Origin of the sequence: Chryseobacterium piperi (assembly GCF_002285635.2) — a bacterium.
In the GTDB taxonomy this organism is placed as follows: Bacteria; Bacteroidota; Bacteroidia; order Flavobacteriales; family Weeksellaceae; genus Chryseobacterium; species Chryseobacterium piperi.
In genome coordinates this window covers 1917307-1933573 of the sequence record NZ_CP023049.2, presented here as the reverse complement: position 1 = coordinate 1933573, position 16267 = coordinate 1917307, and the positions used below count along the sequence as shown (strand labels likewise).

The 16267-nt window shown below is 36.8% G+C and carries 13 protein-coding genes and 1 riboswitch; of the genes, 9 read left to right on the top strand and 4 right to left on the bottom strand.

The genetic code is table 11. The features are described from left to right. Positions 1-77 precede the first annotated feature (77 nt). From CJF12_RS08390 to CJF12_RS08375, 4 genes are all read left to right on the top strand, one after another. Positions 78-1520: an aminotransferase-like domain-containing protein gene (locus CJF12_RS08390; RefSeq protein ID WP_034683435.1), complete on the top strand. Its 1443-nt coding sequence runs from the start codon at positions 78-80 to the stop codon at positions 1518-1520. 239 nt (positions 1521-1759) lie between these two features. Then, a riboswitch (cobalamin riboswitch) is annotated at positions 1760-1954 on the top strand. 411 nt (positions 1955-2365) lie between these two features. Further along, positions 2366-3274 carry a methylisocitrate lyase gene (gene prpB, locus CJF12_RS08385; RefSeq protein WP_034683437.1) on the top strand — a complete coding sequence of 303 codons (909 nt, stop codon included), beginning with the start codon at positions 2366-2368 and terminating at the stop codon, positions 3272-3274. Further along, positions 3261-4412 (top strand): bifunctional 2-methylcitrate synthase/citrate synthase, encoded by a 1152-nt coding sequence (gene prpC / locus CJF12_RS08380; protein WP_034683440.1) that lies wholly within the window; start codon positions 3261-3263, stop codon positions 4410-4412. Before prpB ends, prpC begins: the two co-directional genes overlap by 14 nt. A gap of 47 nt (positions 4413-4459) precedes the next feature. Next, a complete protein-coding gene (locus CJF12_RS08375; protein ID WP_034683442.1) occupies positions 4460-5911 on the top strand; it encodes a bifunctional 2-methylcitrate dehydratase/aconitate hydratase in 1452 nt (483 codons plus the stop codon). A gap of 177 nt (positions 5912-6088) precedes the next feature. On the opposite strand, the gene CJF12_RS08370 is transcribed toward CJF12_RS08375, so the two are convergent. The 4 genes from CJF12_RS08370 to CJF12_RS08355 all read right to left on the bottom strand — a co-directional run bounded on the left by CJF12_RS08370 (position 6089) and on the right by CJF12_RS08355 (position 9962). Next, a complete protein-coding gene (locus CJF12_RS08370; RefSeq protein WP_034683445.1) occupies positions 6089-6685 on the bottom strand; it encodes a hypothetical protein in 597 nt (198 codons plus the stop codon). An 11-nt stretch (positions 6686-6696) separates the two neighbouring features. Beyond that, on the bottom strand, positions 6697-8181 hold the full coding sequence (locus CJF12_RS08365) for a thiol-activated cytolysin family protein (protein ID WP_051887245.1): 1485 nt from the start codon (positions 8179-8181) through the stop codon (positions 6697-6699). 2 nt (positions 8182-8183) lie between these two features. Beyond that, positions 8184-9263, bottom strand: coding sequence for a thiol-activated cytolysin family protein (locus CJF12_RS08360; RefSeq protein ID WP_034683447.1), 1080 nt, complete (start codon positions 9261-9263; stop codon positions 8184-8186). Positions 9264-9539: 276 nt separating this feature from the next. Continuing rightward, complete coding sequence (locus CJF12_RS08355; RefSeq protein WP_034683450.1) at positions 9540-9962, bottom strand: hypothetical protein; 423 nt, start codon at positions 9960-9962, stop codon at positions 9540-9542. 154 nt (positions 9963-10116) lie between these two features. Here CJF12_RS08355 and CJF12_RS08350 point away from each other — a divergent pair, with 154 nt between their 5' ends. From CJF12_RS08350 to CJF12_RS08330, 5 genes are all read left to right on the top strand, one after another. Next, a complete protein-coding gene (locus CJF12_RS08350; protein ID WP_034683453.1) occupies positions 10117-10680 on the top strand; it encodes a TetR/AcrR family transcriptional regulator in 564 nt (187 codons plus the stop codon). Between the two features lies 1 nt (position 10681). Then, positions 10682-12085 carry an MFS transporter gene (locus CJF12_RS08345; RefSeq protein WP_034683455.1) on the top strand — a complete coding sequence of 468 codons (1404 nt, stop codon included), beginning with the start codon at positions 10682-10684 and terminating at the stop codon, positions 12083-12085. Between the two features lie 3 nt (positions 12086-12088). Then, positions 12089-12598 carry a methylated-DNA--[protein]-cysteine S-methyltransferase gene (locus tag CJF12_RS08340; protein WP_034683458.1) on the top strand — a complete coding sequence of 170 codons (510 nt, stop codon included), beginning with the start codon at positions 12089-12091 and terminating at the stop codon, positions 12596-12598. Positions 12599-12621: 23 nt separating this feature from the next. Further along, the gene (locus tag CJF12_RS08335; protein WP_034683461.1) at positions 12622-13266 is read left to right on the top strand and encodes a DNA-3-methyladenine glycosylase family protein; all 645 of its coding nucleotides are present in this window, start codon (positions 12622-12624) and stop codon (positions 13264-13266) included. A gap of 296 nt (positions 13267-13562) precedes the next feature. Continuing rightward, on the top strand, positions 13563-16130 hold the full coding sequence (locus CJF12_RS08330) for a TonB-dependent receptor (RefSeq protein ID WP_228379083.1): 2568 nt from the start codon (positions 13563-13565) through the stop codon (positions 16128-16130). Positions 16131-16267 lie beyond the last annotated feature (137 nt).

Sequence of the window (16267 nt, the reverse complement as noted above, 5' to 3'; positions counted from 1 at the left end):
ACAAAGTATCGATACAGTTTGGTAAAATACAATCGATACAGTTCTTTTTAGATAGAAGCAGATTCTGTACATTTGTTATGAAAAGACGAACCCATATGCAGACGTACAGATATGAAGTTTTTACTTCTGTTATTGAACACAAGATAAAAAATGGAACACTACTCCCGGGAAGCCGTCTGCCTTCCATCAGGGAAATTAAAAAAGAGTACCGTCTGAGTATGAGCTCTGTTCAGAGTGGTTACGAATATCTTGTGATCAAAGGTTGGGTCAAAAATATTCCACGTTCAGGCTATTTTGTAGCTTCAGACTTAAAGAAGGCTACTACTGCCCAGTCATCACCTCAGAAACAACAGATTAAAGAGGAGACTACATTCAGCAAAAATGTAAAATTAACATCGGTAAGAAATAGACCTAACGAATATGGTTCTTTTAACGCGGCAACTCCAACTGATTTGCTGATTCCGCAAAAGCTTATCTTAAAAAAGATGCAGGAAGTGATCCGGGAGAAGGCTGCTTCACTTCTTCGTTATTATCCGGTAAACGGTTCATTAAAACTAAGAGAACTAATAGCATCCCGTGCTAGGCAATATGGCTGTGCTTTGAATTCCGAAGAATTGATTATCACTGACGGAGCTCTTCAGGCGCTTTATATTGCTTTGGCATCAGTTACCCGCCCCGGAGATACTATTGCTGTTGAAAGTCCATGTGTTTTTTCTATATTGGAGGTAATAGCCAACCTCCAGCTTAAAACGATAGAAATTCCTATACATGAAGAGATCGGTTTTGATACAGCGTATTTTCGTAAAATATGTAATGAAAATGACATTAAAGCATTGGTGGTAACGCCTAATTTTCATAATCCGACCGGTATTCTCATGACAGATGAAATTAAAAAAGAGCTTTTATCTGTTGCTTTGATGTACGAAATACCGATTATTGAAAATGATATTTACGGAGATCTTTATTTTGGTGAAGAAAGGCCTTCCTGCATCCGGAATTTTGATGAATCAGGTTTGGTGATGACTTTTTCTTCGTTTTCCAAAACATTGGCGCCTGGAATACGTCTGGGTTGGCTACACCCGGGTAAATATTATGTGGAAGCAGAAAAGCTGAGATTTTCATTGGGCAGATCCGTAGCTCCAATATATCAGGAGTTATTGATTAAATTGCTGGAAGAAAACAGCTATGAGAAACATTTGCGAGTCTTTCGTAAACAATTGCAGGAACAGGCTACAGCAATAGGAGAGGCTTTGAGCAATTATTTCCCGGATGGATCTCATTTTTATAAGCCGGCAGGAGGATATAGTATTTGGGGAAGATTACCGGAGAGATTGGATATCTATGCTTTTTATCATTATTGCGAAACTCACCGGATTTTATTTACTCCGGGTGAAATATTTGGCTTCGGGAATCAATTCAGTCACTATTTTAGAATCATATTTGCAGATCGCATTAATACCAAAAACGTCCTGTCTCTACAAAAGGCCGGTGAAAAAGCCAGGAAGCTTTTACCGGAATAATTTCGACCGTGATGGATACTTAGCTTTCTATAAAAAATAATAAAAGCAGAGGGAGCTTGCTCCTTGTAGGGAATTTTTTTAGGATTAATATTCTCTGTTTTTTGATGATCTATCCATTTGAATGATTTTTAACAAGCACATTTTTAGGGGATTATATTTGCCTAACATAGGTTAGGGGATTATTATATACGTGTTTGGATAAAATACTTATATTTACGACCAAGGAGTTTAGTTAGACTTCTTTATCAACCGAAATTGGTTACACTTAGCTGGGTATTAAAAGGGAATCGTGTGTAAATCACGAACTGTCGCGCAACTGTAAGTAACACTCAAAAAGGTTTTTATCTATCAAGGTCCACTGTTCGTTTTTGCGAATGGGAAGGACGATAAAAATCGTTACAAGTCAGGAGACCTGCCTATTTCGAATTGACGATGCTTTCGCGATCTGAAGCTTATAGTCAGGTATGATACGTTTTGATGATGCACCAGTATTGATATGGTTGTATGATCATGATGCAGAGATAGTGTTTACCGCATGTATTGCAAAAATACAGGTATATCTATAGTTCTGCCGTATTGCTCCTTTCCATAATTTTCTCTCTTACAAAGTATTGTGAAGTTATCAACTGCTTTTTATAATGATTTATAGACATTAAAAGGGTTGGTGATCATACGGTCACATTATCTGACTATTACTGATTAATTGTCAAAGTGAGGTATTTATCATCAACCATTCATCAAGGTTTATAGGTCGTTGGATTAGTTTAAACAATTTAAAAAAAAACTATTTTTTAAATTGTTGATAGTATGTGAGTTAAAAACATTAAACGAACAATGATATTAAGATGAGTAAAAATGCCAATTTAAAGTCAGCCGGATTACGGTTCCGGGAGGCTATGCAAAAAGAAAATCCTCTTCAGATTGTTGGAGCTATCAATGCTAATCATGCATTATTGGCTCAGCAGGCAGGTTTCAATGCTATTTATCTTTCAGGAGGCGGAGTTGCTGCAGGTTCTTTAGGTGTTCCCGACTTGGGAATTACAACCCTCGAAGATGTATTAATCGATATTCAAAGGATAACCAATGTATGTGAGCTGCCGTTGATGGTAGATGTAGATACAGGTTTTGGTCCTTCGGCATTTAATGTATCCAGAACAGTGAAATCTCTGATTAAGGCGGGTGCGGGTGCCTTACATATTGAAGATCAGGTAGGAGCAAAACGTTGTGGACACAGACCTGGTAAAGAAGTAGTAAGTAAAGAGGAGATGGTTGACCGGCTAAAAGCGGCTGTTGACGCCAGAACTGATGACGATTTTGTGATTGGAGCAAGGACAGATGCATTTGCCAACGAAGGATTGGAACGAACACTTGAACGTGCAGTTGCTTATAAGGAAGCCGGAGCAGATTTCATATTTGCGGAGGCTGTTCCCGATTTAAACTATTATCAAAAATTTGTAGATGCGACCGGGATTCCTGTTTTAGCAAATATTACTGAATTCGGGATGATCAAAATGTATACTGTTGAAGAGCTGAAAAAAGCAGGAGTGGGTTTGGTTCTATATCCGCTTTCTGCTTTTCGTGCTGCTAACAAAGCTGCTCAGAATGTATATCAACATATTCGTAAAGACGGGACACAGGCTAATGTATTGGATACCATGCAGACCCGTGATGAGCTTTATGAGAGTATCAATTACCATGATTATGAACAAAAACTAGATAACCTTTTTAAAAAGAACAAAAATGTCAATGAATAATGAACCTACATTTAAACCTAAAAAGAGCGTAGCACTTTCAGGCGTAGCAGCAGGAAATACTGCACTTTGCAGTGTTGGTAAAAGCGGGAATGACCTGCATTACCGTGGATATAATATTCTGGATCTGGCTGAAAAAGCAGAGTTTGAAGAAGTAGCTTATCTGTTGATCTATGGCCATCTTCCGACACAATCACAGCTCAATACTTATAAAACCAAACTCAAATCGTTAAGAGGCCTGCCTCATTCCGTAAAAAGTATTTTAAAAAATATTCCTGCGGCTGCACATCCAATGGATGTTATGCGTTCAACTGTTTCTGCCATAGGTACGATCCAGCCTGAGAAAGATGATCATAATGTGGCCGGAGCAAGGGATATCGCAGATAAGTTATTAGCCTCATTCAGCTCAGCACTTTTATATTGGTATCATTATACCCATAATGGAAAAGAGATTGAGGTTGAAACAGATGACGATACCATTGGCGGACACTTTTTACATTTATTACATGGTAAAAAACCATCTGATTCCTGGGTGAGAGCAATGCAGATCTCATTGAATCTCTATGCTGAACATGAATTTAATGCTTCTACTTTTACGAGCAGGGTAATTGCCGGAACCGGATCTGATATCTATTCTTCTATAACAGGAGCGATCGGGGCGCTAAGAGGTCCTAAACATGGGGGAGCAAATGAAGTAGCTTTTGATATTCAAAGCCGTTATAATTCTGCTGATGAAGCGGAAGAAGATATCCGCAAAAGAATTGCCAATAAAGAAGTAATCATAGGGTTCGGGCATCCGGTTTATACCATTTCTGATCCAAGAAATGTAGTGATTAAGAAAGTAGCAAAACAGCTTTCTGAAGAAGAAGGGGATATGTTGCTTTTTGATATTGCAGAACGATTGGAGACGATTATGTGGGGAGAGAAAAAGATGTTTCCTAATCTGGACTGGTTCTCAGCAGTGTCATACCATTTGATGGGGGTTCCGACTTTAATGTTTACCCCATTGTTTGTCGTATCCAGAGTAACAGGATGGAGTGCACACATCATCGAACAAAGACAGGATGGAAAAATTATCCGTCCAAGTGCCAATTATACAGGGCCTGAAAATAAAGATTTTGTTCCTATAGGAAGCCGATAATCAATCAATTCAACAGATATATAATAATAAAATTTAAAAATAAAAAGATGTCATCACACATTTCAAATGAAAGACCGCAACCGGATAAAGTATTAACAGATATTGCAGATTATGTATTGAATTACGAAATCAAGAATGATTTAGCCTGGAAAACAGCTCACTACTGTCTTTTAGATACGATCGGATGTGGGCTGGAAGCTTTAACATATCCTGCCTGTACCAAATTACTCGGGCCTATTGTCAAAGGAACAATTGTTCCGAATGGTGCTAAAGTACCGGGAACTCAATTTCAATTGGATCCGGTTCAGGCTGCTTTTAATATTGGAACTATTATTCGCTGGTTGGATTTTAATGATACCTGGTTAGCTGCAGAGTGGGGACATCCTTCGGATAATTTAGGAGGGATTTTAGCGACTGCCGATTGGTTGTCCAGGGCTTATATTGCGGAAGGAAAAGAGCCTTTAAAAATGAAACAGGTACTGGAGGCAATGATTATGGCCCATGAAATACAAGGGGTAATAGCTCTTGAAAACTCATTCAATAGGGTAGGTCTGGACCATGTACTATTAGTGAAGCTGGCTTCAACTGCCGTTGTTGGGAGATTAATAGGATTGACACGTGATGAGCTGATCAATGCTGTTTCATTAGCATTAGTTGACGGACAGTCTTTAAGAACCTATCGTCATGCTCCTAATACGGGAAGTCGTAAATCATGGGCAGCAGGTGATGCAACTTCCAGAGCAGTACGCTTAGCATTGATTGCTAAGACCGGTGAAATGGGATATCCGTCAGTACTTACCGCTAAAACATGGGGCTTTTATGATGTGTTGTTTAAAGGAAATGAATTTAAATTTCAGCGTGACTATGGTTCTTATGTAATGGAAAATGTATTGTTCAAAATTTCCTTTCCTGCAGAATTTCATTCTCAAACTGCTGTAGAGGCAGCAATGACGTTCCATCATAAGTTAAAGGAATTAGGTAAAACTGCCGATGATATTAAAAAGATCACCATCCGTACTCACGAGGCGGCCATTCGTATTATTGATAAAAAAGGCCCGTTAAATAACCCTGCTGACCGTGATCATGCAATTCAATATATGGTGGCAGTGCCGCTTATCTTCGGGAGACTGACTGCTGCAGATTATGAAGATACTATTGCTTCTGACCCAAGGATTGATGTGCTTCGTGACAAAATTGAGTGTGTGGAAGAAATACAGTTTACCAAAGATTATCACGATCCGGAAAAGCGTTCAATCGCTAATGCTTTAACAGTAGAATTAAATGACGGATCTATTTTGGACGAAATAGTGGTCGAATATCCGATAGGGCACAAAAGGAGAAGAGATGAAGGTATTCCTGAATTAATTAAAAAATATAAAGTGAATCTGGCCCGTATTTATCCTGAAAAACAACAAAAACAGGTATTGGAGAATTCTTTGGAATATGAAAAGCTTGTCGATCTTAATGTTAATGAGTTTGTCGATCTTTTGGTGATCTAATCAATAAGACTTATTCTTTCTTTGCAGAAACATGAAAATTCAATTTTCTTAAGAAATAACCCCTCTGAAAGATTTCAGAGGGGTTATTTCTTAAGAAATAACCCCTCTGAAAGATTTCAGAGGGGTTATTAGTACCTAAAATAAATAAAATGATTATAAATCCGGATATACCGGATATTATAAAGATTGATAATTGTAATCGATATTGCTCCATAAAACTTCATCATCTGGTTCAGTCATCCCTGCAGGGGATTCAAAAGTTCCGTACTTATAAAACATATCCTGGTATCGGGTGAGCCCTATAATGTTTCTTTTGCTATGGATAAGACCTGAATTTTCACGAGGCATTTTGGTCGACACTCTAAATGATCTTCTTATCTGTAAAGAATTATTATTTTGATTAAATAAACCAATATATGTCAATTCATTATTGTCAGGAATAAATAAAGAATCTTTTTTTCTCTCTATAGAATAGCTTTTTTCAGCCGATGTTCCTGTATTCAGATAAATGAGATTCTTTTTCACATCAACACTTATTTTCTCCCATGGGATTAATTGGATATCCCAATAATTTTTTAAATACGTTTCATTGGGGTGGCTTTTCTCTCCTGTGGAACCTTTGTATAAGGTAATATCCTTTACAGAATAATTACTTTTGCTATAAGTGAACTGATAAACGTTTTTAACTGCCGGTTGGGGCTCGTCGATATTATCGGTATTGCTGCATGACGCGAAAGCGAATATCAGGATGACTAAATGAATGACTGTTTTCATGATGAATAGAATTAATCAATAACGATGTACGTATGGTTACTGCTCGGTGTGAGTGTATATTTATAGGATTCTGTACGGCTTGCAAAATATTCACATCCGAATCTTCCCCTTGGAACACATTGTCCCTGCTCCCGGTGTAACGGCATGTTTGGGAGACTCATACTGGTATTCATTCCTGCATTTTGGAGAACTATAGGTTCGGTTACTTCAGTATAGTTCCAGCCGGCGTTACTTGTAATCGGAGGGGTTTTTACTCCTGTAGTAAGAACTTTATTAATAGTGAAATTAATACTTGGAGGTGCAATCATATTGGTCTGGCTTCGGCTTGAATAGAAATAAAGTTTCAGGTCGATATTCTTGTTACGGCTGCTGGTTACCATATTTTCCTGAACCATTTTTACATATACCGGCGGTTTTTTGATGTCAAATTTAAATGTTGTTTTAACTGGTGAATTATCATTTAAATAAGAATAAGTACAAAAAATAGGGACTCCCGGCTGGCTTTTTGAGAAGGTTCCTTTGGCAACATGATTAACAAAGGCCTCAAATCCTTTAAATGATTGTGCTGCAGTAACTCCGTTACCTCCAATTAAATAAAGATTAAAATCTGCTCCGTCTAAAAATGATTTTTCTTCCTGAGTCAGATAGCTTTCCCCTTTTACAAAGAGTTTATTAAAGCTTTCGTTGATGGTTTTTCTTGCGGTCTCAGTCTGCTCGTTGGTTTCAATAGATAATACTCCCATTCTTCCATAAGCAATGGAGCTTACATATACAGGCTCAACACCACCTGTATCAATGTTGGAATCATTAATTAATGAACCATTCGGAAGATCCATATCTAAGGTAAAGGAAGTCTGGTAAAATTTCACATAGAATCCGGTCCTTTTAGAAATCATTCCTTCTTCAATATTCGTAGATGTTGAATTTTTTCCAAACAAAGATCTTGTATTTACATTAGACCCAAAAGCTACTTTAAGCTCGTCATAAGACGTAAATTGCTCAATACTGTAACTTAGTGTTCCGTTTTGTGTAAAATCTGCAGATTGAATATAATTTTGAACAAACTGTCTTGTTGCAGATAAGGATGGATTATCCATCGTAAACGCCGTTTTTTTATTCAGTGCAGGAATGGATAAAGATACGGTAACCGGTTTCACAGATGCACTGATCGGTTTGAAGTCCATATTTTGTATAGAATTTCCCTTCAACAGAGATCCCGGGAAAATATACATTTGTAAATGAGGTAAAACGACAGATTCTGATGATTCAAACTGTTTCGTTTCTGTGAATTCGTCCTCATCAGTAGTACCTTTAGCAAAGATATTGCGTTTATTTTTAGAAAGTATGGCAGGGGAGGTTCCAAACGATGTGATATTAATGACTTGCTGTGGGGAGCGGGCAAACTGCTCCTGATCACCTAGTTTAATTTGATCACTGGCACAACTCTCTAAAGCAACCAAAGAGATGGCTGCCATTACATATAATAGTTTTTTCATGGTTATTTTTCGACAGTGAACGTAGTATAATATACAGAATTGTCTCCTGCGTGAGATGCTGAGAAATAGATTGGAACTCCAGGTTCTTCAACAGTGAATTGACCACCGTTTACAATGAATTCAATAAATTTGTCATAACCTTTTACAACCTGTACAGCATCAGCTCCCTTTCCTCCAACGACGTAAACATTTAATTCAGATTCTGCCAATATTTTTTTACTTTGGATATCAATGCTTAATGAACCGTTAACCATTTTAGCATTTAATGCTGCTTTCAACGCAAAAGCAGTCTCATCATAGGAGTAATTAGATTCCAGGGAGATGATTCCAAGCCTTCCATAGGTAACAGAGTTGATATAAACAGGATTTTTGGAAGCAGCAAGAGCTAAATCGGATTCGTTCTTGAAAATGTTCCCATTATCAGGGATATCCATATCGATGGTAAAGTTCTTTTGTGTAAACTTAGCAAATATCCCAGTGGTTTTTTTTACTTTATTGTTGCTTCCACTGATATCAATACTGAAAATACTACCAATATTCACATTGGCTCCAAAAGCGATTTTAAGTTCGTTATAATAAGAAAACTGTTTAATATTATAATCAAATGACAAGGATTGCTGACCACTAAAGTTAGCATTTTTCATGGCTTTAATCACAGATGCCCTCATACTGGATAATGAAGGCTTTTGAATAACATCCACTACGAAATCTGAAGGAAATGAGTATGATACAGTAATGGGTTTAGTAGGATACGTAATAGGAACATAAGATAGATTATCCAATGTGGTAGAGTTGTAAAGCCCACCAATAAATGTTTTGCTAGGTGTTGTTACTACCATTTGATCGCTGTTTAAAGTAACCGTAGCGTTTGCTTTCTGAGCAGCTGACATATTTTTACCCCCAACAAATACTTCATCATAATTTAAGTTTTTGGAAGGTACAGCAACAACAGGATTAATTCCTTTTGATGTTAATGATTCTTTTGAGATGGCTTGAGTTTCTTCAATCGATTCTTCACGACAAGATACAACACTCATAGTTGATAAAACCAATACTGTAATTGGTAGAATAAGTTTCTTCATAATGTTATTAATTCACTCCAAAGATACATATTCACCTTAAAAAAGTGTTGTAATAGGCTCTATCAGGGATATGACGTATATCATGAATTGATTTAATGTGTTTGTTTTTAGAAGCTTAGTTTTACTTTTAGGAGATTAAATTTAATTAATATGGACTTTTTTATTCATTAAACAGTGAGTTTGGTGTGTAATTTCAGTGTTTTTTAAACTTTAAAGATTGCTGAAATTGGTGTTTAGTATTAAAAAAAGAGAGCTGTCTTCCTTGGTAATGAACTCTTATTTGCTTCTTGCAATCGTAATCTCCTCGTAAGTATCTTCCATAACAGTATCGATTTTCGAAACAGTTAATTCATTTTTATTAATGAAGGCTGTATAAATAATTCCATTAAGGATGATGCTTGCGTTGGGACTGCTATAAGTCCCTTTTAATGTTTGAAAATTATTACATGTTGAGTAGGATACAAAAGTTACCTCATTAAAATCTTCATATTGATTAATTTGATAATATGATTTTGCCGTACATGTACCATCATGCATATTGGTAAAGGTTATTACCCCATTTTTTTTCGTAATAGATTTATATACATAATATTGAGTTGATTTTATAACTGATTTAGGAGAAGGATTAGGATCATAATCAGAATTTCCTATACAAGAACTAATCAGTAGTATGAGTAGAAACGACAACAGCAATTTCATTATTTAATGTTTTTACAAAGATATATTTAAAATTAAAAATGCTCAGTATGAGAACACCTATTGAACAGATTTTTGATGTCGTATATCTAGGTTATAGAAAAAAACACAAAACATAAATAGACAATTCTGTCTATTTATGTTTTATCTTTGTCAAATGAAACAGAGAGGACAAGTCGTCATCGACAGGATATTGGATACTGCTGACCACTTATTTTATAAACAGGGTTACAATAACACCGGCATTAATCAGATCATTGAAGAAGCTGATATTGCCAAGGCGTCTTTATATAAGCATTTTGAAACAAAAACAGATTTGTTAATTGCCTATGTTCGACGTACGCATGAGCTGTGGTTTAGCAGATTAGAAGCTTATGTAAATAAAATCACAGATCCTAAAGGTAAACTACTGGCGCTTTTTGATTATCATATGGAACGGCAGAAAGTCCGGCAGTTTGGGGGCTGCCCGTTCATTAAAGTAAATGATGAAGCAGGAACAAGTGATCCTAGAGTTTTGGCTGAAATACAGTCAACAAAGGTTCATAGTAAAGAATTTATTAAGACACTTGTTGAAAATTCAGGTCACAAGAAAGTCTTGACAGATGAAGAGTTGGCTGAAACGATTTATGTTATGCTTGAAGGTTCTATCGTTACGGCTTCCGTATTTAAAAAAACTGACGAAATCCAGTTTGCAAAAAAAATCATTGAGAAACTGATCTAAAATGAAAGATGTAAAAAATAAGTGGCTGGAGCTGATCATTGTATTGGCTGCGCCTTTGCTTTCTGTAATTGACGTATTCATCATCAATGTTGCCATACCTACCATTAAAAAAGGAGTTCATGCGACCGATGGCGAAATGCAGTTCGTGATTGCAGGATACTTGCTTGGTTATGCAGCTTTTCTTATAACAGGAGGTAGGGCAGGAGATCATTTCGGAAGGAAAAAAGTTTTCTTTTGGGGAATGTTTGCGTTTACCGTTGCCTCATGTTTATGCGGCCTCTCTCAATCAGCTTTTCAACTGAATGTGACAAGGATTTTTCAGGGACTTAGCGCGTCATTTATGGTTCCACAAACCATTGCTTTCATACAAGTGCTTTTTACCGATACCAAAGAACGTGCAAAAGCCTTTGGCTTGTATGGGATTACACTTGGAACTGCTGCGGCCATCGGACAAATGTTAGGAGGGTATTTATCAGACACTCATTGGTTGATAGATGGTTGGCGATTGGTGTTTTTTATCAATCTTCCAATTGGGGTTATAACACTTTGGGCAACGCATAAATATCTCACTGAAACACCCAAACATGAGACTACAAAATTTGACTATACAGGAATAGTAATTCTAACTTTGGCATTATTCTCACTTATTTATCCTCTGATACAGGGACGTGAGTCGGGTTGGCCATTGTGGAGCTTTGTTTTGCTGATCCTATCTGTTATTCTCTTTATCTTTTTTATTTACAATCAAAAAATTAAACTTTCCAAAAACGGGAATCCTTTAATTGATGTCAGATTATTTAAAATAAAAGATTTCAATATCGGATTGGTTGCCGTATTGTTCCATTTTATGCTGCATACGGCATATCTCTTACTCAGTGCGGTTTATTTACAAAATGGATTGGGTGTTTCAGCTCTGGATAGCGGATTGTACTTTATTATCCCGGGAATTTTATTTATATTATCTTCTTTAATGGCGTCCAGACTGATCGTTATATTCGGAAAAAGAATATTACAAGTAGGAGTTGTTATTCTATTTATTGCATTTTATCTTCAAATGACACTCTGGAAACCAGGAATCAATACCTGGCTGATTATTGGATTAATGGGTGTCTGGGGATTCGGAAACGGACTTGTTCTCCCTTCATTACTAAATATCGCTCTCAAAAATGTACCGTCTCAATATGCTGGTGCGGCTGCGGGAATCTATTCAACTTTTCAGCAGACGGCATCTGCATTGGGAGTAAGTATAATCGGAGGTGTATTTTTTTACTTTTCAAAAGATGGCTGGCAGACGGCTTATCATTTTGGAGTCATTTGCCTGTTGATTTGTGTTGTAATTGTAGGGCTTATGCTACAATTGCTCCCCGGCACAAAATCAGTAAGCGAAACAATAATCAAAACTTAAATTATGGATGATAAAAAATTAATGTATAAAGATGTTCCGTCTCCTGTCGGACTGATCAGGGTAATTGCTTCGGATCAAGGTCTTGTGGCAGTACTCTGGGAAGGGGAGGACTATAAAAGAACCAAGCTTTCCGCCCCTGTAAGAGAAGATTTGCATCCCGTACTTTTACAGGCTGAAGCAGAATTAAAAGAATATTTTGAGAACAAGAGGAGGATTTTTGATATTCCGCTTGACTTTAAAGGGACTGATTTTCAGATCAAAGTTTGGGAAGCTTTACTGAAAATTCCTTATGGCATGACAAAAACTTATGGGGAACTGGCTAAGATTCTCGGTGATATAAAAGCGGTACGTGCAGTTGGCGGAGCTTTGAATAAAAATCCGATATCCATTATTGTTCCGTGCCATAGAGTAGTGGGAGCATCCGGAAAATTGGTAGGCTTTGCAGGAGGCCTGGAAAACAAATCGATTTTGCTTGATTTGGAGAAGGGTTTTAGAATGCCGTCTTTATTTTAAATTTAATATGAAAATAGGGAGTTATGAATTCAATATTGGAAACAAAAACTTTTAATCTTGACAATTTCCATAAGCTATGTGAGTATTTAGCCGGACAGGATCAGGATTTAAAAGGAATTTTAGACAACCATGGTTATCCGCCGATGTGGACGCGTGAAAACACTTTTGAAACACTTGTTCATATTATTTTAGAACAGCAAGTTTCGCTGGCCTCTGCTTTAGCTGCTTTAAATAAGCTAAAAGAAAAAGTAAGAGAGATTACTCCTGAAAATATTTTAAAGCTTACTGATGAAGAGATGAGAGCATGTTACGTAAGCCGTCAAAAAACGATTTATATCAGAGGCTTAGCAGAGGCAATAACAAATGATGAGATCAACCTTAAGGAGTTATCAGGAATGTCCAATGATGAGGCCCGTAAAACATTGGTGAGCCTGAAAGGAATTGGGAATTGGACAGTTGATGTGTATCTGATGTTTACCCTTCAGCGAACAGATATCTTTCCCATCGGAGACCTTGCTGCTGTCAATGCCTTAAAACGTTTGAAACAGCTTCCACCAAAAATCTCAAGAGAGGAAATACTTGAAGTAAGCGAACAATGGAAGCCCTTTCGATCGGTAGCCTCTATGATGCTGTGGCATTATTATTTGTCCAGTGCAAAGAAGAAATAGCGTAAAAGCAGATGACATTTATATCTATATGATTTCATTTATGGTTTAGTACTTGAAAAGATTATAATTAAATCACTATTCGAAACAGTAATCCATGATGAGATTCTGAAATTGGATATGTAATTTTGTAAATGACAATAGACTTTAATAAAAGGTGATTGCTGGTAAAACTATTGTGTTCAAGGAAACCCTCTCAAATCAGACTGTTAAATTGAATGGTAGAATAAATTGCTTTTAATGTGAAAAACCGTTGATATCATGGTATTTGTTACATCATTAATTATGTTTAGAATTTTATGAAGATAATTTTATCAACTTCTTTACCTCTTTTCTTCATGTGCTTTGGTGCATGTATAGTACGCGCACAGAAGAAACCTGCAGGTGATACGATCAAAATTCAAACGTTAGATGAGGTTGTCATATCTGCTTCGCGTATATCAGAAAGCATTATGAGGTCTCCGGTAAGTATCGAGTCTGTTAATAGCTTGTATTTTAAGAAAAGTGCCTCACCTTCATTTTTTGATGCACTCGAAAATGTGAAAGGAGTGCAGATGTTAGTTCCAAGTTTAGGTTTCAAAATAATTAATACGCGTGGTTTTGCCAATACAACTAATGTCAGATTTACTCAATTGGTGGACGGCTTTGATAATCAGGCACCTCATATTGGAGCTCCTATCGGAAACGCGATGGGACCCAGTGATCTGGATATTGAAAGAGTTGAAATTATTCCGGGTACAGCATCAGCACTTTATGGGCTGAATTCAGTAAACGGCCTTGCCAATTTTATTACGAAAGATCCTTTTGTCCATCGTGGGATAACAGTACAGCAAAAAACAGGGGTTAATCATGTAGATGGCAATCAGTCGAATATCACTCTATTCACGGAAAACAGTATTCGGATTGCCGAAAAAGTATCTGATCGTTTTGCTTTTAAATTGAATGGTACTTTCTCAAAAGGTTCAGACTGGATAGCTGATGATCGCACGGATTTGAATGCTGCTGCGAATGCAAACCTGGGTATTCCGGGAGGGCCTGATAATCCAGCTTATGATCCTGTAAATGGTTATGGAAATGAATCGTCTAACCGTCGTACGCTTACACTTGATGGCAGACGTTACGTGGTAGCCCGTACGGGATATAGCGAAAAGGATATTACGGATTACAACATACAAAATATTAAAGCGGATATTGGTTTATACTATAAAATAAGACCTAAAACTATGTTGGCATATACCTACCGCTTTGCAAATTTGGATAATATTTATCAAAGGGCTAACCGTTTTGCACTTAAAGATTATCTGCTTCAACAACATGCAGTTGAACTTAAAAATGATATTTTTCAGATCAAGGCTTTTTTGACCAGCGAGAATACAGGTAAATCATTTAACCTTCGATCTGCAGCTGAGAATCTTGATCGAAGTTTCAAGTCGGATAATACTTGGTATGCTGATTATTCAGCAGCTTTTAACAGTGCAATAGCCAATCCTAGTATGAGCATTGTGCAGGCACTCAATCAGGCACGGGCTGTAGCTGATAATGGAAGATTACAGCCTGGAACTGCATTATTTAAGAATGAAGTTAGCCGACTTGCGGATATAAATAATTGGGATGAAGGAGCTGCTCTACGCGTCAGAGATAAGCTGTTACATGCTGAAGGACAGTTAGATGTTAGCGCTATGTTAGGAACTGACTTTAGAGAAAATACAGGATTAGATTTGCTGGTGGGTGCAGATTATCAATCCTACCTGATTAATCCTGACGGTAACTATTTTATCAACCCTGCTGAAGGCAAATCTTTTGATTCGTTTAGTTATGGCAAAACCGGAGGTTTTGTACAGGCTGGTAAAAATTTGTTTCACGGTTTACTAAAGTTATCAGCAACACTAAGAGCAGATAAGAATGATTATTTTGATATAAAATATAATCCAAGGATTACCGCAGTTGTAACTCCCACTAAAGAACAAAGTATAAGAATGTCTTTTCAGAGCGGATCCCGATTTCCAAGTATTTTCGAAGCTTTTTCTAATGTAAACAGTGGAGGGGTAAAAAGAGTAGGCGGACTAAAGATTATGTCAAACGGTGTTTTTGAGAATGCATACCTACGAAGTTCTATTGATAGTTTTCAGGCAGCAGTGACTAATGATTTTAATAATGGAACGCCACTTTCTGATGCTATAGAAAAACGAAAATCTCTTCTCGTTAAAAATACATATACTTATCTAAAACCGGAAAATATCAACTCTTTTGAAGTAGGATATAAGGGAATTTTCCTGAAGCAAAGTTTGAAGCTGGATGCTGATTTTTATTTTAATAAATACGATAACTTTATAGCACAGGTCGAAATGAATGTGCCTAATACAACTGATCCATCATTAATCCCAGCATATCTTAATGACAGAAGTAAGCAGAGCCGTTACAGGATGTATACCAACTCACAAAGCCAGGTTTATAATTTTGGAGCCAGTCTGGGGTTGTCTTACCAGTTTTGGAATCATTATACTTTCAGCGGAAATGTATCCTACGCTAAGCTAAGCCGTACTGAAAATAATGATGGTTTTGAAGATGGTTTTAACACACCTGAGTGGATGGGGAACATTTCTTTTTCAGGAGAAAATCTAATCCAGGGTTTTGGCTTTAACATTTCTTACAGACGTCAGAGTAGTTTCTATTGGAGATCTTTTTTAGTGAATGGTAATGTGAAATCTTACGGAACGCTTGATGCTCAAATAAGTTATGAACTCATTCAGTCAAAAATGGGGATAAAAATTGGCGCAACAAACCTGACTAATACCTATTATAATTCATTTTTAGGAGGACCTGCCATAGGAGGTTTGTATTATACCACAGTTACTTATGATCTGTAATAAATTTTAAAATAAAATGGAGGGGGATATATTAAGTACTCAATGTAAAAGCATTATATTTCCTAATATCTACCAGATTAAAATAAGTTGAGGAGCTAAAAAAAACCGGAAAGAAAGTGAATAATCACCTTTTTCCG

Excerpts from the sequence above, each read along its gene's own strand:
- CJF12_RS08390 (WP_034683435.1), top strand. The coding sequence starts at position 78 with ATGAAAAGACGAACCCATATGCAGACGTACAGATATGAAGTTTTTACT.
- prpB (WP_034683437.1), top strand. The coding sequence starts at position 2,366 with ATGAGTAAAAATGCCAATTTAAAGTCAGCCGGATTACGGTTCCGGGAG.
- prpC (WP_034683440.1), top strand. The coding sequence starts at position 3,261 with ATGTCAATGAATAATGAACCTACATTTAAACCTAAAAAGAGCGTAGCA.
- CJF12_RS08375 (WP_034683442.1), top strand. The coding sequence starts at position 4,460 with ATGTCATCACACATTTCAAATGAAAGACCGCAACCGGATAAAGTATTA.
- CJF12_RS08370 (WP_034683445.1), bottom strand. The coding sequence starts at position 6,685 with ATGAAAACAGTCATTCATTTAGTCATCCTGATATTCGCTTTCGCGTCA.
- CJF12_RS08365 (WP_051887245.1), bottom strand. The coding sequence starts at position 8,181 with ATGAAAAAACTATTATATGTAATGGCAGCCATCTCTTTGGTTGCTTTA.
- CJF12_RS08360 (WP_034683447.1), bottom strand. The coding sequence starts at position 9,263 with ATGAAGAAACTTATTCTACCAATTACAGTATTGGTTTTATCAACTATG.
- CJF12_RS08355 (WP_034683450.1), bottom strand. The coding sequence starts at position 9,962 with ATGAAATTGCTGTTGTCGTTTCTACTCATACTACTGATTAGTTCTTGT.
- CJF12_RS08350 (WP_034683453.1), top strand. The coding sequence starts at position 10,117 with ATGAAACAGAGAGGACAAGTCGTCATCGACAGGATATTGGATACTGCT.
- CJF12_RS08345 (WP_034683455.1), top strand. The coding sequence starts at position 10,682 with ATGAAAGATGTAAAAAATAAGTGGCTGGAGCTGATCATTGTATTGGCT.
- CJF12_RS08340 (WP_034683458.1), top strand. The coding sequence starts at position 12,089 with ATGGATGATAAAAAATTAATGTATAAAGATGTTCCGTCTCCTGTCGGA.
- CJF12_RS08335 (WP_034683461.1), top strand. The coding sequence starts at position 12,622 with ATGAATTCAATATTGGAAACAAAAACTTTTAATCTTGACAATTTCCAT.
- CJF12_RS08330 (WP_228379083.1), top strand. The coding sequence starts at position 13,563 with ATGAAGATAATTTTATCAACTTCTTTACCTCTTTTCTTCATGTGCTTT.